This window comes from Oscillibacter acetigenes (assembly GCF_025567605.1).
Classification (GTDB): domain Bacteria; phylum Bacillota; class Clostridia; order Oscillospirales; family Oscillospiraceae; genus Oscillibacter; species Oscillibacter welbionis.
Map to the genome: position 1 here is coordinate 237,442 of NZ_JAOQKG010000003.1, position 22,647 is coordinate 260,088.

Consider the following 22,647-nt stretch of genomic DNA (forward strand, 5'->3'; position numbering starts at 1 on the left):
CCATCACCCGCATCTCTTTCATCTCCTCCAGGAGCTTGGTCATCAGCATCCCGGAGCGGGCGGCCCAGGTGCCGTTCTCGATCAGGGCCACGGAACGGCCCCGGAGACCGTGGCAGGCCAGATCCCGCAGGAAGTTCTCCATAGGGGTGTAGATCTCCCCGTTATATGTAGCGGAAGCCAGCACCAGATGGCTGCACCGGAAGGCCTCGCTGACAAGGTAGGACACGTCCGTATGGGACACGTCGTACAGGGCGATGTTCTTTACGCCCCTCTCTGCCAGGCGGGCGGCCAGGATCTCCGCGGCGTTCTCCGTGTGGCCGTAGATGGAGCCGCAGAAGATGGCCACGCCCCGATCTTCGGGGGTGTAGGTGCTCCAGCGCTGGTATTTCTCCAGGAACCACTCCAGATTCTCCCGCCAGATGGGACCGTGGAGGGGACAGATCATCTGGATCTCCATCCCGGCGGCCCGCTTCAGCAGGGACTGGACCTGGGCACCGTACTTGCCCACGATGTTGGTGTAGTAGCGGCGGGCATCGTCCAGCCAATCCCGCTCAAAGTCCACCTGATCGGCAAAGATGTTGCCGTTCAGGGCGCCGAAGGTGCCGAAGGCGTCGGCGGAGAACAGCACCTTGTCGGCGGCGTCATAGGTCACCATCACCTCCGGCCAGTGGACCATGGGGGCCATCAGGAAGGTGAAGGTGTGGCGGCCGGTGCAGAGGGTATCCCCCTCCTTCACCACCACAGCCCGGTTGGAGATATCACAGTCAAAAAACTGGCTGACCATGGGGACAGTCTTGGCGTTGGCCACCACCTGGGCGCCCGGCCAGCGGCGCAGCAGCTCGCCCAGGGTGGCGCAGTGGTCCGGCTCCATGTGATTCACCACCACATAGTCCAGGGGCCGGCCGGCCAGGGCAAACTCCAGGTTCTCGAAGAACCGCTCCCCCACGGCCTTGTCCACCGTGTCCAGCAGGACGGTCTTCTCATCCAGCACCAGATAGGCGTTATAGCTGACGCCCCGGGGAATGGGAAACACATTCTCAAACTTCGCCAGCTGCCGGTCAGAGCCTCCCAGCCAGTACAGGTCCTCGTGGATGTTTGTCACGCAATGCATAGTTGCTTTTCTTCCTTTCTAACGCGTTAAACGCAGCAAAGCGGTGTAGCGTTATTATCCTACACCGCTTTGCGTATTTCGTCAAGCCTCCCGGAACCGCTCCAGCACTTCCGCGTCCCGCTGCCGCTGTTCCTCGATGGACTGCTGCAGCAGCATATCCTTCACCTTCATCAAACGGGTGGTGGTGGCCCGGTCGTTCTCGTCCAGCTTCATGGTGATATACCGGATGGCGTCCTGGGTGTTTGGGATCACCACGTACTCCAGAGCGTTCACCCGGCGGCGGGTCTTTTCGATCTCCTCCGCCATCAACTGGGCGGATTTCTCCACTTCCGCCAGCTTCAGCATCTTCCGGAACACCTTTCCCAGGGCGTCCACGGCCGTGTCCAGCTCGCCGGAGGTGGCCGCGAACCCGTAAGGGTAGATGTCCGCGTCAGACCGGGTCTGCGTCTGGAAATCATACACCGGCACGTTAACCGACATGATATTTTTGGTGGTCTGCGTCAGCTTCACACTCTGCTTGGGGTCCAGCAGCGCCTGTTCCAGCGCCTGGGAACTCATGAGCGCGGAGGCCACGGTGAAGGCGCCGTGGACTGTCATCAGCTCCTCCTCCACCTCCTGCCGCAGAGCGCGGACCTCCCGCACCGTGTCCAGAAACTGCTTCATCAGCTCGTCGCGCTTGTCTTTCAGCAGCTTGTGGCCCCGCTGGGCAGTGCGGAGCTTGCCCTTGAGGCGGGTGAGCTCCATCCGGGTGGGGTTGACCGTGATATTGGGCATCTGTCAATCGCCTTCTTTCCATCCTGGCCTGGGGGCCCGCGGTCAGCGGCCCGGCGCCTCCGCGCCGCAGCAGACGCGCGGCAAATCCTCATCATGGGCCGCAGCCAAGAGAGGGCGGCCGCCAAAATCCCGGGGTCCCCGGAAGGGGCTCACAGCTCCTTCTTGGGCCAGTACTTTTCGATATACTCCGGCTTGATCCGCTTCAGCTCGCTCTTGGGCAGGATACTCAGCAGCTCCCAGCCCAGATCCAGCGTCTCCTGGATGGAACGGTTCTCCTCGTAGCCCTGGTTCACATACCGCTTCTCAAACTCGTCGGCGAATTTGGCGTACAGCAGGTCCGTGGGCGTCAGAGCCGCCTCGCCCAGAATGGACATCAATTCCTTGTTGTCCTTGCCGGTGGAGTAGGCCGCGAACAGCTGGTTCATGGTGCCGGAGTGGTCTTCCCGGGTCTTGCCCTCGCCGATGCCCTTGTCCTTCAGACGGCTCAGAGACGGCAACACGTCCACCGGCGGGTGGATGCCCTTGCGGTACAGCTCCCGGCTGAGGATGATCTGCCCCTCGGTGATATAACCCGTCAGGTCGGGGATCGGGTGGGTCTTGTCATCCTCCGGCATGGTCAGAATGGGGATCAGCGTGATGGAGCCCTTCTTCCCCAGCTGGCGGCCGGCCCGCTCGTAGATGGTGGCCAGGTTCGTGTACAGATACCCGGGGAAGCCGCGGCGGCCGGGGACCTCCTTCTTGGCGGCGGAGACCTCCCGCAATGCCTCGGCGTAGTTGGTGATGTCAGTCATGATGACCAGCACGTGCATATCCTTCTCAAAGGCCAGATACTCCGCGGCGGTCAGGGCCATCCGGGGGGTGGCGATGCGCTCCACCGCCGGGTCGTTGGCCAGGTTCGAAAACATGACCGTCCGGTCGATGGCGCCGGTGCGCTTGAACTCGCTGACGAAGAACTCCGACTCCTCAAAGGTGATGCCGATGGCGGCGAACACCACGGCAAACTTGGAGGTGTCGTCTCCGATCACCTTGGCCTGCCGGGCGATCTGGGCCGCCAGATTGGCGTGGGGCAGACCGGAGCCGGAGAAGATGGGCAGCTTCTGCCCGCGGACCAGGGTGTTCAGCCCGTCGATGGTGCTGACGCCGGTCTGGATGAACTCGTTGGGGTAGTCCCGGGCCGCCGGGTTCATGGGCAGGCCGTTGATGTCCCGGTACTCCTCCGCCAGGATCTCCGGCCCGCCGTCGATGGGCCGGCCCATGCCGTTGAACACCCGTCCCAGCATATCGGCGGACACGCCCAGCTGCAGCGGATGGCCCAGGAAGCGGACCTTGGCGTCCGCCAGATTGATGCCGGCGGCGGACTCGAACAGCTGCACCACCGCGGTGTCGCCGTTGACCTCCAGCACCTGGCCCCGGCGGACGGAGCCGTCGTGGAGCTCCACCTCCACCAGCTCGTCATAGGTGACGCCGTCCACCATGCGGACGATCATCAGAGGACTAGCGATCTCCTCTACCGTTCTGTATTCCCGGATCATGCGTCCTCTCCTCCTTCCTCCGCAATGGCGGTGATCTCCTGCTCCATCTCCGCGGAGATCTGCTGGTAGACCTGCTGGTACTCCTCAGCCGGCACGCTCTTGGCCCGGCCGATCTTCTCACGGGACGGAACGGCGAAGAGCTTCGCCACCGGCGCGCCCTTGGAGATGGCCTCCCGGCACAGCCGGTCGTACCGCAGGACCATGGCCAGCAGCTTTTCCTGCCGGTCGTAGCTGGAGAAGCTGTCCACATCCGCAAAGGCGTTCTGCTGCAGGAAGTCCTCCCGCACCATCCGCGCCACCTCCAGCGTCAGCTGGTCCGCCGGGGACAGGGCGTCCTTGCCCACCAGCTGGACGATCTCGTTCAGGCTGGCCTCACTCTGGAGGATGCTCATGGCGCTGGCCCGGTCCTCCAGGAACTCCGGTCCCAGGTTCTCGTCAAACCAAGGCTTCAGGGAGTCCAGATACAGGGAGTAGGAGTTCAGCCAGTTGATGGCCGGGAAATGGCGCTTGTAGGCCAGGGACGAATCCAGGGCCCAGAAGACCTTGACAATCCGCATGGTGGCCTGCGCCACGGGCTCGGACAGGTCGCCGCCCGGCGGCGACACGGCGCCCACGGCGGTGAGGCTGCCCCGGCGGTCATCGGAGCCGATGCAGGCCACGCTGCCGGCCCGCTCGTAGAACTGGGCCAGGCGGGAGGCAAGGTACGCGGGGTACCCCTCCTCGCCGGGCATCTCCTCCAGCCGGCCGGACATCTCGCGCAGGGCCTCCGCCCAGCGGGAGGTGGAGTCAGCGATGACCGCCACGTCGTAGCCCATGTCCCGGAAGTACTCCGCGATGGTGATGCCCGTGTAGACCGACGCCTCACGGGCGGCCACGGGCATGTCGGAGGTGTTGGCGATCAGCACCGTCCGCTTCATCAGGGACTCCCCGGTGCGGGGGTCCTTCAGCTCCGGGAACTCCCGGAGCACGTCGGTCATCTCGTTGCCCCGCTCGCCGCAGCCGATGTAGACCACGATGTCCACATCCGCCCACTTGGCCAGCTGGTGCTGCACCACAGTCTTGCCGGAGCCGAAGGGCCCGGGCACGGCGGCGGTGCCGCCCTTGGCAATGGGGAACAGGGTGTCAATGACCCGCTGGCCGGAGCACAGCGGCCGCTTGGGGGGATATTTGTGCTTGTAGGGCCGCCCGATCCGGACCGGCCACTTCTGCACCATGGTCAGGGGCACGTCCTCCCCCTTGTCAGTGCGCAGGGTGGCCACGGTCTCCTCCACGGTGAAGGAGCCGCTCCTGATGTCCGTAATGGTGCCGCTCATGTTGGGAGGCACCATGATCTTGTGGAGCACCACCGGCGTCTCCGGCACGGTGCCAATCACGTCGCCGCCCTCCACCTTTGTGCCGGGGGTGACCACGGCGGTGAAGTCCCACTTCTTCTCCCGGTCCAGGGCGGGGACCTCCACGCCCCGGGTGATGTTGGCACCCACCTTCTCCACGATCTTCTCCAGCGGCCGCTGGATACCGTCATAGATGCCCTCGATCATGCCGGGGCCCAGCTCCACGCTCATGGGAGCGCCGGTGGTGACCACCTCCGCCCCCGGTCCCAGGCCGGAGGTCTCCTCGTACACCTGGATGGAGGCGGAGTCCCCCTTCATCGTCAAAATCTCGCCGATCAGCCGCTGGGGGCCGACGCGGACCACGTCGGACATATTGGCGTCCGCCAGGCCCGTGGCCACCACCAGCGGTCCGGATACCTTCACAATCTTACCGCTCAAACTCGCTCAACCTTCTTTCACACCAGTTTCGCCGGAAGGACCTCCGGCGCGAACCGCCGGAGCCAAGAAATAGTGCCCGGAAAAACCCGCGGTTTTTCCAGTTCTCCCACCGTAAGGCAAAAGAAAAATATTCATCATGTCCGCCGCAGCGTGTATGCGGTGAACAATCCCCGACTCAGCCGCCTGGGGCGGCGTCCACCAGTCCGCGCCCAAGCCGCTGGAAGCGGCGCGGAAATCCCCTTGGGTGCAGACCGGCGCGGGAATTCAGCGCAGGCGGGTTCGCCCGCCGGCACATCTCAGGGAAAACAGCCGAAACGCCGCCAGAGGCGGAAAAGCGGGGCTGTTTCGAGGAAGGCCCCCGGTCGGCAGGTGCGGCAACACCTGCTGACCGGCTTGGCCCGACGGTGTGCACACGAGGCGCGATTGCGGCCCAAACAGGGTCGAAAATCGCAATGCCATAGCGGCGTCAGCCTGTTCTCCTCAGAGGATATCCGCGCCCACCGCTCTCTGAATGGACTGCTGGATGTTGTTCATACCGATGCCGAGAGAGCCCTCCCGGCCGGGGATCAGGATGATGGCGGGCCGCAGCTCGTCCTTATACCGGTCCAGCACGTCCGGCAGGTCCTTTGCCAGCTGCTCCGTCAGATAGATGATGCCGCAGTCGCCGCTCTTTGCCAGCTCCCGGATGGTCTCCCGGGCCTCCTCGGGGGCGGTGACGGGATACGTCTCCAGTCCCAGGGCCCGAAAGCCCATGACGGACTCCCAGCTGCCGATCACGGCGATCCGATACGTTGTGGCCATGGCGCCGCCTCCTTACACATAGCTTGCCCGCAGGCGGGTGCGGATCACCGCCGGGTCGATGCCGGCGGCGCGGCCCATCAGCAGGATCCGCAGGTTCGTGTACTCCGTCTCCCGTGCGGCCAGATAGCTTACCAGAGGGGCCTCGCCGAAAGGCACGGACTGAGCGCCCGCCAGATAGTCCCCCACCGCGTCGTCACAGAGCTTTTCAAACGCCGTCAGGGGGCCGCCCTTCAGGGCCTCTGCCCCTGCCTCCGCGGCGTCGCGGAAACGGGTGGCGCCGTAGAGCTCCCGCAGGCCCGCGGCCCCGCTGGAGGCGGCCTTTGCCACCGCATCCGGAGCGAGGTCTCCCCCCTCCAGCAGCGCGCCCAGGAGGAAGTCCGCCCCCTTTCCCATGCGCAGCGTCCGCACCGCCGTCCGCAGGTTCACTGCGTCAACCTGCACCGCCACATAGCCCCGGAGGAACGCGCTGCCGGTCTCCTCTGCCAGGGCCGCCATATCCCGGTAGCACCACCGGTCCAGCACGATGTCGCTGAGCTGGGGATCTCGGGTGGTGTCCAGCACCTCCCGGGCCTCCACCACGGCCGCGGCCAGCGTCTCCGGCAAGCCATCCAGCTCCCGGGATCGGACCGCCTCTGCCAGTTCGGCGGTGCTTACCCGGCCCATGTCCATCAGCATACGGTCCGGGGCGGTGCCCACAGCCTCCGCCTTCAGCAGGGCCTTCACATTATGATAGTCGTATTTCACTTTGAAGAGATCGATATACCGGGCGTCCGGCGTTCCCTCCGCCAAGTCGGCCAAGGTGGCCTCCCGCACGGCGGACAATGCCGCGTCCATGGCCTCCGGCCGCCGGGGATCCAGCTGGGGATACCCCCACTCCTGCAAGAGCTTCCCCGCGTCCTCGCCGCTTTTGGCATCCAGGATCTGCTCCATCCGCTCCGCCGTCAGAAGCCCTGTCTCCAGGGCCTTCACCCGGGCGGAGATCACCAGGTAATCGGTGTCCTTGATGGTCTTTGCCAAACCGACGCCTCCTTCCTCACGCCTCCGGGAACAGCAGCTTCGCCACCTCGCCGGCGGTCTGCTCCCGCTCCGCGCGCACCAGGGCGTCAAAGGTGCAGTTGACCTCGATGCGCCCATCCTTCAGGATGAAGCCGCCCGAGATGTCGCGGGTCTCCTCCGACACGGCCAGCATGGCCGTGCCCTGCGCGAAGGCGCTGACGCCGGCGGCCACCTTGTTCAGAAGATTGGCTACCACGCCGTCCCCGAGGGGCAGCTCCGGCGCGGCCTCCTTGGCCAGCAGCTCGTTGGCCCGGGCCACAGCCGCCTTGCCGGCGCCCTCCCGATCCTCCGTGGAGAAGACAACCTCCTCCCGTCCGGTGGAGGACGCCCGCACCAGCAGCGCCGCCAGCAGCTCCACATACTGTTCCTGCGGCAGGGAACGGAGCTTTTCCAGCGCCCGCTGGTAAGCCCGTTCCACCATCTCCTGCTTGGCGGTCAGAAGCGTCTTCCGGGCCTCCATCTGGGCGGCGCTGACAAGGCGCTCCTCCCGCTCCGCCGCGGTCCTCTCGCTCTTTGCCAGCAGGTCCCGGTCCTCGGCCTCCGCCTGGGTGCGGAACTTGTCGGCCGCGGCCTCCGCCTGGGCGGCGGCGTCCGCCAGGATGCGGTCGATCTCCGCCTGGGTGTCCGCGCCGATCCGCTGTGTGATCTTGTCGATACCGTTCATACTCTGTCCCCTTTCTCCAGGGTCAGCCGCTGATGTTGATAATCATGAGCATGGAGGCCAGCAGGGACAGGATCGCGTAGAACTCCACCGTGATGCACAGCACCATGCCCTTGGACCAGTCGTCGGGCTTCTTGGCCAGCAGGTTGATGGACCCGGCGGCCACGCGGCCCTGGGCGATGGCAGAGAACAGGCCGCCCAACGCCATGGGCAGGCAGGCCACGAAATACCGCAGCCCCTCCTGCACGGTCATATCAAAGGCGGTGCCGTCCAGCAGCCCCATGCGGAACACCGCGAAGAACCACACCACCAGGCCGTACAGACCCTGGGTGCCGGGGATCACCTGGAGGATCATCACCTTGCCGAACTTGCTGGGATCCTGGCACAGAAGCCCCGTGCCCGCCTCGCCTGCGATGCCGGTGCCTTTGGCCGACCCGATGCCCGAGAGGACCGCTGCCAGACCAGCGCCCAGCAGACCCAATGCCAAACCGCCGAATGCCTCAAAGAACTCCATATCTCGATTCCTCCTCAGTCTTTTTGAATATCCACGTATTTTGTATCCACCGCCAGGGGGCGGAAGGGCTTTCCGCCGTCCTGATAGAAGTTTTTAAAGAACTCCAGGCACTGGAGCCGCAGGTCATGGACGTAGCAGCCCAGCAGATTCAGCGCGAAGTTCAGGGCGTTTCCCGCCATGGAGACGATGAAGAACACCACCACGTTGCCGGGGATGGCGCCCAAGGTGTTGAACACCTGAGCGATGACGCTGCCGGACAGCATCAGGGCCATCAGCCGGGAGTAGGACAGGATGTCCCCGAAATAGCCGGTCACGTGGTTGTACAGGGAGCCGAAGATCCCGGTGATCTTCCCGAATCCCTTTCCGTTGATGACAGGCCCGGCCACCACCAGCACGATGCCCGCATACAGCACCAGGTTCGTCACCCCCAGCACTGCCAGCGCGATTCCGGCGAAGACCACCCACCAGGTGATCTCCTCCCAGAACGCGTCCAGGAACTGTCCGCGCTTCAGTTTCCCTACCACGCTGATCACCATGCCGGTGAGGATCTGGACAAAGCCCAGGCACATGGCGCCCACCAGAATCATCAGCGTGTCGTCCAGCGGCGTGAACAGGGCTGGCAGGGCGAACGTGCTCTCCGGGTGGATCAGCTGGGCCAGCTGGGTGAGGAAATCGCCGAAGAAACCGCCTGTCAGGGCGCCCATCACAAAGGTGCTGATGCCGCACAGGCCCAGCAGGCCGAAGAAGTGCTGCATCGTTCCCTTCGGGCGGTATGTCCGCAGGACAAAGACGGAGGCCAGCATCATCAGCAGTCCGTATCCCATATCCGCCATCATCACGCCGTAGAAGAGGATGAAAAACGGCGCCATGAGGGGGTTGGGGTCCACATTGTCATAGGCAGGCAGGGAGTACATCTCCGTCACCATGTTCAGCGGCCGGGTCAGACAGTTGTTCTTCAGCTTCACCGGCACCTCCGGATACTCCTCCGGCGCGGGATCCGCCGCCTCCCAGGCACAGCCCAGGCGCTCCAGCAGGGCGCTCACGTCCGCCATGCGCTCCGCCGGGGCCCATCCCTCGAAGAAGACAATGGTCCCGTCGGTAAGCAGCCGCTCCGCCGCGCTCTCCCGAGCGGTCTCCGCTGTCAGCCGGTCCGCGTAGGTCCGCAGGGTGTCCCGCTCCCGGGCGCTCTCCGCAATGGCCGCCTCGGCCTCCTCCCGCCTGCGCTGGAGCTCCTCCAGCTGCCGGTCGGTCTGCTTCAGATCCGCTGCCGCCGTGCCGGTGACCCCCGGAAAAGCAGCCGCGCTGAAGCCGTGGGCCCGCAGGACCTCCATTACCGGCTCCTCCGCCGCCCGGTGGCAGAGGAGCAGCAGGTATCGCTGCTGCTTGTCGGCGCTGATCTCCAGCAGCTCCGCAGGCAGCGCCTCCAACTCTAGCCGCAGGGCGCCCACGTCCGTTCCCGCGGGGCAGGTCCCCAGGCGGGAGAGCACGTGCTCCGTTCCCTCCGCCTCCAGCGGCAGGTCCAGATCCTGCCAGGGCAGCAGCCCTGCCCGGCGAGCCTGAAGGCGGGACATCTCGGTCTGGATCCCGGAAAGGGTCCGCAGCCGCTCCCCCACGTCTTGGGTGACGGTTTTGGCCTGCGCCTCCAGTCCACCGCCCAGAAACTCCTTCTCTGTGACGAGCCTGCGCTTGACAAACAGCCCGTCCTTCACCTGTCCGTACCGCCGCATGGCGGCCAGGGCGGTGTTCACCTCCGCCAGGGCGCCTTTGGCCTCCGCCAGGCGGGAGCTCTCCCGCTCCAGCAGGCCGGACCAGTCCTCCCCGGCGGTCTCCGGCTCCCGGATCTCCACACAGCCCAGCCGCTGGAGCTGCCCCAGCAGCTCTTCCCGGCAGGCTGCCATGGCGATCACCCGGAGCCTCTTCATCTTTACAATGGCCATGTCAGTCTTTCACAACCCTTCCGACAATGAGATCGGCAGCCATGTCCAGCCGCTTCTCCGCCTCACGGCGCAGGCGCTCCGCCTCCGCCTGGGCTTCTTGCCCGATCTCGTCTCCTCTGGCCGCAGCTCTTGCCTCCGCCTGACGGAGCAGCTCCCGCCCCCGGTCCGCAGCGGCAGCCCGCGTCTGCTGCAAGAGCGCAAGACCGTCCCGCTGTGCATCGGCGACGATCTGTTTCGCCTTTGCTTCTGCGGAGGCCTTGCGCTCCCGGTTATCCGCCTCCACGCGTGTGATGTTCTCGATGACTTCCAGTGGCATCTTCTTCACCTCTTTCCTGTCATGGGGCTTCTCTATGCGAAATGGATGGCTTCAGGGCCTCCCTGCCGCCGCTTGCCGGCGGCAGGAATACCCGGATGGTCGTCTATAGCGCGTCGTTCCTTTCCAGGGCAGTCTCCCCGTTCGTCTTATCTTAGGCAGCTTCGGGGGCAATTATCCGCGGAGTGCGCCCAAGTCTTTGCGGTCGATCTGCGGGCTCAATCCGGCTTTGACCAATGCATGTTTTTCGACCGGCTCACCATTCGAGCGTTCAGATCCGGCGGTGCTCAACCCCGCGGCTCTTTTTCCTCTTTCTTAGTGCTCCGGTCCAGCAGGGCGGCCAGCTCGTTCAGTTCTGTCCCCGCCTGGTCCATCGCCCGGGGCAGCTGAGACAGGTTGACCTCAACTTTCCGCAGCTCCGCCGTCACATGGGAGGCGGTGGACTCGAAGGAGGACATCAGCGTCACATACTGGGCCCGGAACAGCTCCACCGTGCGGCGCAGCCTGGCGGTGGTGGACGCCTCCAGCTCAGCGGCCCGTTTGTGGGCGTCGCACTCGATGTCCCCCACCCGGTCCCGGAACTGGGCGTAGGCCTCCGCCTCCGGCCGGAGCCGCTCCAGCTCAGCGGCCAGCCGTTCAGCCTCCGGCTTGAATGCCTCCAGCCCCTGCCGGGCTGTGCGCTCCTGCTCCAGCTCGGACTGGGCCTGCTCCCGGAGGGCGGTCTCCGTCTCCAGCCGCGTCTGCAGCTCCCGGACCTGGGTCCGCAGGCTGTCCGCCTCTGTCTGCAGGTCCTCGTTCTCCTTCTGCAGCCTCTCCTGGACGGCGGCGGCCTCCTTGGCAGTCTGCTCAATATAGTGGATCACATCCTGCTTGTCGAATCCGCCGAACGCGACGCTTTTGAATGCGTAGTTCTCCATGGTCCGCTTCTCTCTTTCCCGAATGAAAACTTTAACTCCACTTTAGCACAGAACCCCGGCGTTTACAAGGGTTTGAAAATTAACATAAAAAATCCAAAAAAACTCTTGCATTTTGAAATCAGACATGCTATTATAATAAAGCTGTCCGGCAGGACAGGATGTGCGCCCTTAGCTCAGCTGGATAGAGCGTCTGGCTACGGACCAGAAGGCCGGGGGTTCGAATCCCTCAGGGCGTACCAGCAAGAAGCCTGTGTTCTCTAAGAACACAGGCTTCTCTGTTTTTCTCCGGTCCTTCCCCCGCTTCGTCTCTGCCCATATCACGCCACAGGCCGGTGAAATTTCAGGCTACTTCTACCATTACTATCAGTTCCTCGCTGCTGTCAGGATGCCGCTGACCGTGTTTACCGCCTGGATCTGGGTGTCTTTGGTGACGTGGGCGTAGGTGTCCAGCGTGAATCCGGCGCTGTAATGGCCCATCATTCCAGAGACTGTTTTCACGTTTCCCCCGTTCTGCCGGGCGATACGCCGCTGGATACGGAGCGTTTTTCTCTGGAAGTCAATGCCTGTCCATTTTAATCCCAACAGCTCTCCCCGCCGCAGGCCGGTTGTCCAGGTCCATGTAGCAGCGTTCATACACGCCGCTTTTCCCGGCCTTCTGAAAAAACGCTGTCAGCTGATCCGGTGTCAGGTCCTTCACCTCCTGCGCTCCACCTTTCGCAGTGTGCGCAGCTCTTGGCCGGGGTTGTTCGGATGAGCGACTGTTCCGCCTCTACTTCCATGGCGGGGGACGGCATTTGGCGAAGATTCCGCACTGTTTTGCATACAAGTCTTTTTGCTTTACAGCGGTTCTCTTTGCTTTGAACGTCCTCCTTTTTCAGCAGCTCTTTATAGAGCCACTGTATCTCCAGAGAGGAATTGCCCGGGCTTCCGGCCAGAGTTATCAAAGAATTGACAGCTGCGGAGGCGGATTGTGTCGGGACAGCTTTCCATCTTTCGATTCAGTATATCAGGCCGCAGCTGGAGCGTCTGGACTGCCTCCGCTTTCATATCCGCAAGCAGCAGGAAGCACAGCAAAGCTGACCGGCAGCACAAACACAAGACTATTTTTCGGGAAGGAATTTTTATGAGGCTCCAGGACAACGCCGCCTTTGCGCCGCTGCGCTGCGTTTTGGCCGGATTTTTCAAAAGCATCTCCCATGCGCCGTCCAGATCTGTGTCTGCCTGGGGCTGAGTGCTGTTCCTTGCATCTGGAATTTCCGGATGGCGGAAGCGCAAATGACGGCTTTCAATCTGCGGAGTCTTTCCGTCGGTACAGGGTGAGCGTGTACATCGGAGCCGTTGGCTCGCCCTTCCATCCAGAGCCATCGTGTCGAACCTCCACATATTGTTCCCGTGATTTGGAGAACACTATTTCTAAATTACGCATTTGGAGGATCGTATATGGAGTCATTGTGGGAACAGACGTCCGGACATACAGGGTTTTGTCATCTGGAGCAGGATGCAAAGACCGATGTATTGATTATCGGCGGGGGGATAGCGGGGGTTTTATGTGCATATCTGCTGCACCAGGCCGGAGTCCTCTATCTGCTCTTGGAAGCTGAGACGATCGGCGGCGGGATCACCAAAAACACCACCGCCAAAATCACCTCCCAGCACGGCCTGATCTATGACAAGCTGATCCGTAAATTTGGAGCTGGCCAGGCCAAACAGTACCTTGATGCCAATGAAGCGGCCCTTCAGAAGTACCGGGAGCTGTGCCGCGGCATGGACTGCGACTTTGAAGAAAAGACCGCCTATGTGTACTCTCTGAATGACCGCCGGAAAATCGAACGGGAGCTGGATGCCCTGGAAAAACTGGGGGTTCCTGGGGAATTTACAGACCGCCTCCCCCTCCCCTTCCCTGTGGCCGGAGCAGTTCGATATCCAAACCAGGCCCAGTTTCATCCGCTGAAATGGATCGCCGCGATTTCAAAGAGCCTGCACATCTGCGAGCACACGCCGGTGCGGGAGCTGGTCGGAACAACTGCAATTACGGATTATGGAAAAGTCACGGCAAACAAAATAATTGTAGCCACCCACTTTCCCTTTTTGAATAAGCACGGCAGCTTCTTTGCCAAACTGTATCAGCACCGCTCCTATGTGATTGCCCTGGAAAACGCCCCGAATGTAGACGGCATGTATGTGGACGAGGCCCAGACGGGCATGTCCTTTCGCAACTACAAGAATTTGCTGCTGGTAGGTGGCGGAGACCACCGCACCGGAAAACAGGGCGGGGCCTGGCAGGAACTGCGGGATTTCGCCCAGCGGCACTATCCCAAGGCCGCGGAGACATCCCACTGGGCTACCCAGGACTGCATGTCTCTGGACGGCGTTCCCTATATCGGCCCCTATTCCGCCAGCGCATCCGACCTGTATGTGGCCACCGGTTTCAACAAGTGGGGAATGACCTCCGCCATGGTATCGGCCATGGTCCTGTGCGATCTTGTCCAAGGGAAGCAGAGCCCCTATGCCGAGGTGTTTTCCCCCTCCAGAACGATTCTTCGCCCCCAATTGGTGGTCAATGGCTTCGAGGCCGTGGTCAACCTCCTGACCCCTTCCGCCAAGCGTTGTCCCCATCTCGGCTGCGCGTTGAAATGGAACCCGCAGGAGCACACGTGGGATTGCCCCTGCCACGGCTCCCGTTTTACAGAGGAGGGCAGGTTGATCGACAACCCGGCAACGGGGAATCTGAAAAAATAGTGCCGCCGAATGAAACAGCTCCATCTGTGTTTCCTGTCTGAGACGCAGATGGAGTTTGCATAACAAGCATGATCTTTCCCCCAATCCCTAGTCTGTTGCCCCGGCCGCAGAAGATGCACAGAGTCCTTCCGGAAAAGGCAATCGGCCGATCCGGTCTTGCCGCATGGTTCAGGCCCTGCCTCTCATCCCTCTCCGGCGGAATATGGGCAGCAGTTCCGGCTGGTTTTGGAACCATCTGTATATAGGGAGATAGTATCCGCATTGCTCCCTTTTGAACAGCAATCTATATCCGGTATCCGATATATAGGTGCGCCCCTTCTCCATCAGTACGATTCTTGATCCCCTGTTCCGTTGAAGATGTGGTCCGCCTTCGCGCCGTCATATCCCCTACGCCAGAAATGCCGGTTTCCATATTTATCTCATGTTCGCATGCTTTCATAGATCATCAGACTATTTTTCCCCTTTCAACACCCCATAATCTGTGAAACGCTGTACTTGGGCGGGATACCTTCCAATATGTGAACATGATCTTTGTACGCCTCTCCTCTATAATTTCTGTCCCCTTGTACTCACACAATTTCCTCCTTTGGTTCTTGTAGCAGTTGGCAGACCTCCATTGTTCTACCAAAGGAGGATATTTTTTCGGCATGGCTAAAGCTTTTTGGAACCATCGGTTTTGCCGGTGGTTCTCTTTTTCAAAAAAGCAGCAGGGCGGATTTCTCCGCCCTGCTGTCTTATTCTGATTTGTCTCAGGCCACCTGATTCCAGAAGCGATAAAGGATCACCGCGAACTGGGCGCGGGTGGCTGTTCCAGCGGGGTTCAGCGTCCCTGCGCTGGTGCCGCCCACGATGCCGTTGGCCACGGACCACTGCAGGGGTTCCACTGCGTACCCCGCCACGCTGCCGGCATCCGGATAGGCGCTCAGATCGGCCCGCTGGCCGTTGGCATAATTCCGCAGTTCCGCAAAGCGGTACAGCAGGGCCACCAGCTGCTGCCGGGTCACCGCCGCACCGGGGTTGGTGCCGTCGGAGATGCCGTTGTCCATGGCCCAGGTGCGCGCCTCTGCCATGTTGGCGGGAGACTGTCCGCTGAGCCGCGCCAGGATCATCCACACCTGCTGGCGGGTGATGCTGCCGTTGGGGCTGAACGTCGTGGCCGTGGTGCCGTTGACGTAGCCGTTGTCATAGGCCCAGGCGATCTCATCGTAGGCCCAGAAGGTCTCCGGCACATCGGTAAAGAAGGCGCTCTCTCCGGTGCGGGTGAAGGTGACTTCGATGGTCACCCGGCCGCGGGGCTGTTCAAAGGTATAGGTGCCGTCCCGATTGGCGGTGACGTCGATCTCCCGGCCATTCCGGTCGGTGACGATGACCTCGTCCACCCCATAACCGCTGTCGGGATCCGGGGTGATGGTCACCTTGTCGCCCTCCTCGGGAGTCCGGGGATTCACCTTCACGCTGCCGCCGCTGCCGACATCCAGGATGGGGGCGTAACTGGGATCGCTGTCAGAGCCGCCGGAGCCGGTAGATGGGGCAGAATAATAAACCTCATACCCTCCCGAGATCTGCCGCACATAGTAGTTTGCGGCACATTGGATATTTGCCGCACTGAAAGCATGGCCGTTTGTGTAAATAGAGATGTTCTTGGAGACGGAGACCGTTTCACTGATGTCCTTCAGCAGATACACGGCCGAACCCACGGGCGCGGAGGAGATCGCCTCTGCCAGCGTCTCGTAGTACGTCTCCGTGTTTCCGGACACCACGTAAGCGGTATCAGAGGCTGCGGCTTCCTCCACATTTACCTGGTTCAGATACTTGTTCGCACAGTCGATAAAGGTGGATCCTGTGACCGTGATCGGAGCAACCTGCTCTCCTTCCACAGCGCTGGTATTATTGACGCAGTATCCGCCCTCCTGGCTGCAGTTTTTGAATGTGTTGTCCGCAACTGTGATTGTGGAGGTTTCGGTCACCGCGCCGCTGAACATAATTCCGCTGCCGCTGCCGCTCAGATCAAAGGTGTTCCCCGTAATCGTACACTTGTCGATTGTACCATAGGCCACAGAGATCGCACAGGACTGGTTTGTTCCATCAAAGGTGCAGTCTGTCACCGTGAGCTCTTCGCCTGCAACCAGCATTCCCCAGCTGCGCATGTTCCGGAAGGTGCAATGATCGTATGTCACATCATTTGCATGGGGATTATTGAGCGCCATATAGCACGTTTTGACCTCGATGTCATCGAGTCCCTCCACGCCTTCCAGTCCGGTGAAGGTCGTATTGGTATAGGTGGCGTTGTTCCAACGGTCAAACACCGCAAATCCGTTGGTACGGATGGTACAGTCTGTTACAACCAGCTTCCACGCTTCGTCGATATTCTCGCCGGTTTGCGCCCAAGCAGCAACGCCGATCACAGAAGGAGACGCACTGTTGATTTCGTCTGCGGTCCCGGCAACAGGGGCGATCAATTCCGTGTTTTTCAGAGTCAGGGTTCCTTCGGCGGCGCCGTAATGAACAATGGCGCCATAGGGAATTGCAGTGCCGGTCATCCGCTGAACAATGCAGTTTTGGATGGTAAGATTTGTTCCCGTTTCCGTGGTTTTTAATTTGCAGGCACCCTGGTCCTTAGAGTCCTCCTCAGAATAGGTCTGCTGGAACCAGATGCCATCCAGTGTGACGCCATCCGCGGCAACACTGACCGTTCCCGTCAGGATCGTGCCGGCTTCGCCCGCGCCGCTGCCAAGCAGCGTGATCTTCTTGCTGATTGTGAGATCCTCGGCATAGGTCCCGGGTTTGATCTGAACCGTGTCGCCGGAGACGGCCGCGTCAATGGCTCCCTGGATCGTGGTGAACTCCCTGTCGCCTATCTGCGCCACAAAGGTCTTGGCGGGATCTTTCCCCACCACAAAGCTGCCGTTCTCATCCTTGACCGCCACATAGCCGTCCTGGCACAAGGCCTCCGGCACTTCAGCGGAGAAGGTGCCGCCGGAGACGGAAACTACCTCGCCGGCAGTGGGCCATGCTTCTTCCGTCTTATCCGCATTATTGAAGGCGTAGGCCTTGACTGCATCAACACTTTCTGCGGATTGGAAGGTTCCGTCCTCAATGGTGACGGTGCCCAGGTCCTGATAGCCCTCCCGCTCCACAATGGAGATGGCAGCGCCGTCGCCGATGACGCCGTCGCTGTCAGTTTTTTGCGTCGGCTCCCCTGTCACTGTGATGGCCGTCTGCGCTCCCCGTACTGCCAGACTGCCGGCGCACATCTGCACACCCACATACTTGGCGTTGATGATGGAGTTTTCGATGGTCACTGTCCCGGTGCTGGGGAAGTAGATGCCGTTCCCATTGGGCACGTTGAGGGTGCTGTTCTTCAGGGCGATGGCGTTCTTCACATTGGTGCCGTTGGTGACGATGCCGTAGATATCTTCTCCCTTAACGTCGACGGTAACACCTTCCAGGGTGAGGGAACTGTTGCTGTACAGCACTTGAGCTCCATCTGCCTCAGGGCTTGTCCCCATCAGGGTGCCGTTCTGGATGGTGAGGCCGACATTCTCATAATTGACATCTACAATCGCGTCTGAGCCTGTGTAAGTATACGTTCTGCCGGCAAGATTCAGCGTGCCGCTGCGGCTGCCGGAATAGATCTTGTCACTTCCAGTATAATCGTGCAGAAGCGTCACGACGGCATTGTCCCCGGCAGCACTCGCCGCATTGGCATAGCGGCCATAAATGCGGTCGACACCGCCGACGCTCACCCGGAAGCCGCCGTTGGCAATATAGTCTGCCGCAGTTTCACTGTATAGGAGATACGCGCTGCTGTCCAGCTTGACAGCATCCGTACCGCCCTCCAGAACCACAAGTGTCACGCCGGCGCCGATTTCGGCGGGCAGCGGAATCGTACTGTTCCCGGATTTCACGCTGACAGGCAGCTTCGCCTGAATGGTGCCGCCCTGCCCGGAAACCGAGTTGATGAGCCGCATAGTGGAGTCCACGCCGTCAACCGGCTTACTGCTGTAATTCGTCTTCAATGCCACTGCGCCGTCACTGCTGGTAACTGCCGTGCCGTCAATATCATAGCCATTGAGATCAATGGTCACGCCATAATTTACAGTGCTGATGCCGGAGGTGAGCACGAGATTCTTCTGCAGCTGGACGGTGCTGCCGGCAGGCGCTGCTTTCGCAGCCGCACTCAAAGTCAGGTAGTTGGTTCTGCTTCCATCCCGGGCAATCACGACCGCCTCGGCGGACTCGTCTTTCACCCCGACAGAGAGGGAGCCATCCGGATTTTCCACCACGCCGTAACCATCCCTGAAGGCGTCGGAACTGTTGACAACCCGCGCCGCCTCGGCGCCGGGGAAGCTGCCGCCGGAAATTTCTGCTGTGGCCGTTTCTGCCAGACTGATCACGTACGAAGAGCCGTCGCCCTGCGTCTGGAAGGTGCCGCCGGTGAGCGTGAGATCCGCGCCGGCCCCCATGGAAATGGCGGTTCCGCTGCTCTCACTGGTGAATGTTCCTTTCGAAATGGTCAGCTTGCCGGTGTTGGCCTCGCCTGCAAAGTAGTCAGAGCCCACAACCGTGCTCTCGGCGGTAAATGTGCCGCCGGAGATCGTTGCCGTGTTGGCATTATATACGGCATAGCGATTCTCGCCGGGCTGCGTGAAGTTGCCGCCGGTAATGGTCAGCTCTCCGTAATCGTCATTCTTTACTGTGATCTGGCCGCCGGTAAAGGTGCCGCCGTTGATGGTCAGCTTGGCTTGATTCCCGCCCGCGCTGGGCTGGGGCTCACCATTGGAGCCATTTTCCGCTGCGGAGCTGTTCTGCCAGCCATTGCCGATCAGGCTGGAATAGAGGCCGGAGTTGCTATCAGAAAACTTCACCGTGACGCCGTCTTTGATGGTCATGGTGCCGAAGTTCTTCAACACATACCAGCTGTTGCTGCCGCTTGCGTCGCTGCCGGTACTTGCCTCCTGAGAGCGGGTATAAGAGCCGCCCTGCAGGGTGATGGCCGCATTGATGTTGTTGTACACCGCACCCCTGCCATGGCTGATGTTATCCACCACGCCGGTCTTCTCCGCGGAGGTATCCACAATGGTAATCCGGGTGCTGTTGTTGAAGATCGTATGACTTTCCTTATTGGTCAGGGTGTGGCCGTTCAGGTCGATTTTGATATACCGGCCTTCCGGGATCACCACGTCTTCAGCCAAGTTCTCATTCAGTGTAATGGTGTACAGCCCTTTGTTGGTGTCTTTGTTATACGCTTGCGTAGCGTCGATGGCCGCACTGACGGAGTCATATTCCGTCGTCCCGCCGTTCTGTTCCATGGTAACGGCGGACTCCTCCAGAAGAATGATCTCCTGAAGCGGCACCTCATTCGGCACAGAGGTGCTGCCATTTTCAGGGATTTCCTCCCCGGTGGGGTCCTGTACACCGTCTTCCGGCGTCTGCGGATCCCTTTCATCCTCTCCGTCACCGGCGGGCAGTTCCGGATCCCCGTCACTGGGCTGAAGGTCCTCTTCTCCCTCCTGCTCTTTCTCCGGATCGTCTGGCTCCTTTTCAGGAGTCGAAGGCTCCTTGATCTGCTCTTCCTGCTGTTCTCCGGATTCTTCCGGAGGTGTGAGTTCCTCTGCAAACACTGCCGTAGGAAGCAACGTCAGTATTAGACAGAGCGCCATCAGAACAGACAGCAACTTTCTCTTCATTTTCTCGTTTCCTCCTTTTATAACTTCTTTATAACCCCTGCGCTTCAGGTTCAGAACGCACAATGACACAGCCGCTTTACAGGCGGCTCCCGCTCCGGAGACCGCCTGTAAACACTGCGAACAGGAAAATCACAGAGCATGTCCCATCACCTCCTCCCAACTGACGATAAGCGGTTCATTTAGCGACCGCTCCTGGAAATGCTCCAGCAGCAGACGAAAGCAGACCGCAGATTCGTCCGCTGTGGATTACTGAGTTTTCTTGGACACCGTATCTGTCTAGCGCGCTGTCCGGGTGTCACGGGTCAGCGTCTGTTCGATCCTTTTCTCTTTAGAATATTTTTATGTCAAAATTTATATTTTGACAATATAAAAGCGAAAATAAATATCTTTACTTACTGTATAGATAATAATATTATACCATCTGGCATTTTGAAACACAAGACCCATCCCGTCTTTTGACACACAAAAAAGAGCCGCAAAAATGAGAAAGATTGCGGCTTTTCTTTTCATACCCATCAGTGCCTGGAAGGCGCTGCTGGCGTGGCACTTTTTCTTTCTCACAGTGCAAACTGTGCAGAGCCAGATGTTTTATATGGTCAAAATATAAATTATGTCCTATAAAATCAATCCCAGCCTGTTTAGTTGCTGTGCGTGCTCCGCACCGGAGGTCGTCAGATAAATGCGTGTGGTTTCGATGGAGCTGTGGCCCAGCACATCGGCCAATCGAACAATATCCTTACAGGCCCGGTAGAAGATCGTGGCAAAGAGATGCCGAAAATTGTGCGGGAATACTTTTCCCGGCTCCACTCCTGCGTATCTGCACAGCTGTTTCATCTCCGCCCAGATCTGACGGCGGCTCAAGCTTCTTCCGCTTCTGGTGAGAAAGATCTCACCAGAAGCGGTTTTGTGTTTTTGCGCGTATTTCAGCAGCTTCCGGCAAAGTTTTTCCGGCAGGAGGATGGTTCGGATTTTCCCTTTTAAAAAGATATCCGTCCGGCCCCGTTTTGCTGCCTCCATGGTGATATACTGCACTTCGGAGACACGGATGCCGGTAGCGCAGATCGTCTCCATAAGCAGCGCCAGCCGCTCCTGTCCTCTGGAACGGGCCGTCTCCATCAGACGTTCGTACTCCGGACGTGTCAGCTCCCGGCCCGCGTCCCGGAACAGCCGGCGCTGGACTCTCAGAAATTTTACCCGGCACCCGTCCCAGCCCAGAAAGTGAAACAGGCCGTTGAGCGCCGCCAGCATGGCATTGACCGTTGCCGGCGCATAGTCCTGCGTAAGCAGATGCTCTTTCCAGGCTGCCGCCGTCTCCTTTGTCACCGGAGAGCCGTCCAGCCAGACGGCGAATGCCCGGATGTGGCGCAGGTAATTCTCGATGGTGCCGGGGCTGCGCTCCTCGGCACGCAGGTGCGCAGCAAAGGCTGTGAGTCGTTCACTGGAAATCGTAAGTTCAGACATTTGCAGACCTCCTCAACAAAAGATCCTCCTTATTTTACCTTGCAGACGGCGGTTTATGTGCCGGGGATATTCTCCCGAGCTCTTCGGAAAAAGCCGAAAAAGCGGGAACATCTACATGATGTTCCCGCTTTTTCCATGTCACAATATCTGTTTTTCTGCCGGAGATGTCTCCCGCCCTCCGCCGTATTGCGGCTGTGCTTTGATCAGCCAGTCCCGGGCTTCCTGCAGCTCCCGCCTTCCCGGCGTGATCTGCAGCTGGTAGTTGACCCGGCCCAGGAGCTGAGCCAGGTAGCGGTCCTCCGGTCCGTCGATCCCGGCTCGCGCCATGTGGCCGGAGATGCCAAATTTTTGGCAGAAATGCAGCTCCTGGCGCAGTGCACGGCGCTCTTCGGACGGGACATTGCACTTTTTGTTGACCACAATACCTGTCACAAGCTGCCGGCGGTCTGCCGGGAGCCATTTTGTCTTTCCGGGATTGAGATAGAACCCCAGCGCCCGCAGCCGGGGCTCCACGCACCGGAGCACCTCATCCCGGGCGAAATCGCCGGAGAACGTCATGTCGTCGCAGTACCTGGTGTAAGCGATCTGCCTCTCCCGGCACCAGGCCCCCACCTCGTTGTCAAAGTCCCGCATAAGGATATTGGTGATGCAGGGGGATGTGGGCGCCCCCTGGGGCAGCCGATCCCACCCGTAGCACAGCATAGCCAGCAGAATACGTAAGTTCTCTGCATAAACCTCAGCTGGAAAGGCAGTTTCCTTCACAGCGGAATACAGGATACTGTCAAAAAAATGACGGATGTCCAGCTTCAAAACACAGGGCTTTCCCACATGGGGCGCAGCATTGCACAGAGTGCTGCCGCCGTATCGATAGGCCATGGCGTAGGGGGACACAGGCATGTGGACCAGCAGCACCCGCAGGATCTGGCGCTGGATGTGCTTCAGCAGCGGGTCCGGGACCGACAGCTCCCGCACACCGCCGGAGGACTTGGGGAGCTGCCTGCGGATGTAATGGCGGTCCAGTGTATTGCTGACGGCATACAGCGTCCCGGCGGGGATCCCCAGATCCCGCACAAGGGAGGAGAGCTCCCGATAGACAATCAAGTGCTCTCCTCCCTTCTCATGCCTACGGAGCGATACAAATTTGTATGGGGAACCGCGCGGCGGTATCTTCCAGCACATCGCAGGTGTGCTCCAATACCGCAAGCGGGCTCGCCTGCGCGAAGCGCATACGCCAGAATCCAGCCAACCGGCCGCGACTCGCGGCCGGCGCCCGAAAGGGGCTGCAGCTATCACCCCTGTCAGCAGGCATGGTGCGAACTTTATCAGAATTATAGCAGATCGCCCGCCGCTGTCAAGAGGCGGACGGCAGCCA

General features: G+C 60.6%; 16 protein-coding genes, 1 tRNA gene and 1 pseudogene. 2 read left to right on the plus strand and 16 right to left on the minus strand.

Annotation, left to right across the window (positions count from 1 at the left end):
• From OCV80_RS07975 to OCV80_RS08025, 11 genes are all read right to left on the minus strand, one after another.
• Positions 1 to 1,111, minus strand: a 1,111-nt coding sequence (locus tag OCV80_RS07975) for an FprA family A-type flavoprotein (protein ID WP_267288342.1), incomplete at its 3' end; no start/stop codon positions are given.
• Positions 1,112 to 1,192: 81 nt separating this feature from the next.
• Positions 1,193 to 1,885 carry a V-type ATP synthase subunit D gene (locus tag OCV80_RS07980; protein ID WP_021751472.1) on the minus strand — a complete coding sequence of 231 codons (693 nt, stop codon included), beginning with the start codon at positions 1,883 to 1,885 and terminating at the stop codon, positions 1,193 to 1,195.
• A gap of 149 nt (positions 1,886 to 2,034) precedes the next feature.
• A complete protein-coding gene (locus tag OCV80_RS07985) occupies positions 2,035 to 3,417 on the minus strand; it encodes a V-type ATP synthase subunit B (RefSeq protein ID WP_021751473.1) in 1,383 nt (460 codons plus the stop codon).
• Positions 3,414 to 5,186 carry a V-type ATP synthase subunit A gene (locus OCV80_RS07990; RefSeq protein WP_021751474.1) on the minus strand — a complete coding sequence of 591 codons (1,773 nt, stop codon included), beginning with the start codon at positions 5,184 to 5,186 and terminating at the stop codon, positions 3,414 to 3,416. Before OCV80_RS07990 ends, OCV80_RS07985 begins: the two co-directional genes overlap by 4 nt.
• Before the next feature lie 480 nt (positions 5,187 to 5,666).
• Positions 5,667 to 5,987 carry a V-type ATP synthase subunit F gene (locus OCV80_RS07995; protein WP_021751476.1) on the minus strand — a complete coding sequence of 107 codons (321 nt, stop codon included), beginning with the start codon at positions 5,985 to 5,987 and terminating at the stop codon, positions 5,667 to 5,669.
• A gap of 12 nt (positions 5,988 to 5,999) precedes the next feature.
• Positions 6,000 to 7,004: a V-type ATPase subunit gene (locus OCV80_RS08000; RefSeq protein ID WP_119310926.1), complete on the minus strand. Its 1,005-nt coding sequence runs from the start codon at positions 7,002 to 7,004 to the stop codon at positions 6,000 to 6,002.
• Between the two features lie 16 nt (positions 7,005 to 7,020).
• On the minus strand, positions 7,021 to 7,707 hold the full coding sequence (locus OCV80_RS08005; protein ID WP_119310925.1) for a V-type ATP synthase subunit E: 687 nt from the start codon (positions 7,705 to 7,707) through the stop codon (positions 7,021 to 7,023).
• A gap of 22 nt (positions 7,708 to 7,729) precedes the next feature.
• Positions 7,730 to 8,218, minus strand: coding sequence for a V-type ATP synthase subunit K (locus tag OCV80_RS08010; RefSeq protein WP_021751479.1), 489 nt, complete (start codon positions 8,216 to 8,218; stop codon positions 7,730 to 7,732).
• A gap of 14 nt (positions 8,219 to 8,232) precedes the next feature.
• Positions 8,233 to 10,155, minus strand: a complete 1,923-nt coding sequence (locus tag OCV80_RS08015) for a V-type ATP synthase subunit I (protein WP_119310924.1) — start codon at positions 10,153 to 10,155, stop codon at positions 8,233 to 8,235.
• Between the two features lies 1 nt (position 10,156).
• Positions 10,157 to 10,471, minus strand: coding sequence for a hypothetical protein (locus OCV80_RS08020; RefSeq protein ID WP_021751481.1), 315 nt, complete (start codon positions 10,469 to 10,471; stop codon positions 10,157 to 10,159).
• A 284-nt stretch (positions 10,472 to 10,755) separates the two neighbouring features.
• Positions 10,756 to 11,385 (minus strand): hypothetical protein, encoded by a 630-nt coding sequence (locus OCV80_RS08025; RefSeq protein WP_025544356.1) that lies wholly within the window; start codon positions 11,383 to 11,385, stop codon positions 10,756 to 10,758.
• A 162-nt stretch (positions 11,386 to 11,547) separates the two neighbouring features.
• Here OCV80_RS08025 and OCV80_RS08030 point away from each other — a divergent pair.
• Positions 11,548 to 11,624 (plus strand) — tRNA-Arg (locus tag OCV80_RS08030).
• A gap of 124 nt (positions 11,625 to 11,748) precedes the next feature.
• On the opposite strand, the gene OCV80_RS08035 is transcribed toward OCV80_RS08030, so the two are convergent.
• Positions 11,749 to 12,018, minus strand: a complete 270-nt coding sequence (locus OCV80_RS08035) for a site-specific integrase (protein ID WP_119310923.1) — start codon at positions 12,016 to 12,018, stop codon at positions 11,749 to 11,751.
• An 807-nt stretch (positions 12,019 to 12,825) separates the two neighbouring features.
• Between OCV80_RS08035 and OCV80_RS08040 the strand changes: the two genes are divergently transcribed.
• Entirely contained in the window at positions 12,826 to 14,124 is a 1,299-nt protein-coding gene (locus OCV80_RS08040) for an FAD-dependent oxidoreductase (protein ID WP_119310921.1), read from the plus strand.
• A gap of 380 nt (positions 14,125 to 14,504) precedes the next feature.
• On the opposite strand, the pseudogene tnpA reads toward OCV80_RS08040, so the two are convergent.
• The 4 genes and pseudogenes from tnpA to OCV80_RS08060 form a co-directional block, all read right to left on the minus strand.
• Positions 14,505 to 14,707: pseudogene (tnpA, locus tag OCV80_RS16555) on the minus strand (IS200/IS605 family transposase); the annotation flags it as partial.
• Positions 14,708 to 14,873: 166 nt separating this feature from the next.
• Positions 14,874 to 19,814, minus strand: a complete 4,941-nt coding sequence (locus tag OCV80_RS08050) for an S-layer homology domain-containing protein (RefSeq protein ID WP_267288343.1) — start codon at positions 19,812 to 19,814, stop codon at positions 14,874 to 14,876.
• 615 nt (positions 19,815 to 20,429) lie between these two features.
• Complete coding sequence (locus tag OCV80_RS08055; protein WP_021748806.1) at positions 20,430 to 21,275, minus strand: tyrosine-type recombinase/integrase; 846 nt, start codon at positions 21,273 to 21,275, stop codon at positions 20,430 to 20,432.
• A 138-nt stretch (positions 21,276 to 21,413) separates the two neighbouring features.
• A complete protein-coding gene (locus OCV80_RS08060) occupies positions 21,414 to 22,376 on the minus strand; it encodes a reverse transcriptase family protein (RefSeq protein WP_119310919.1) in 963 nt (320 codons plus the stop codon).
• Between the last annotated feature and the right edge of the window lie 271 nt (positions 22,377 to 22,647).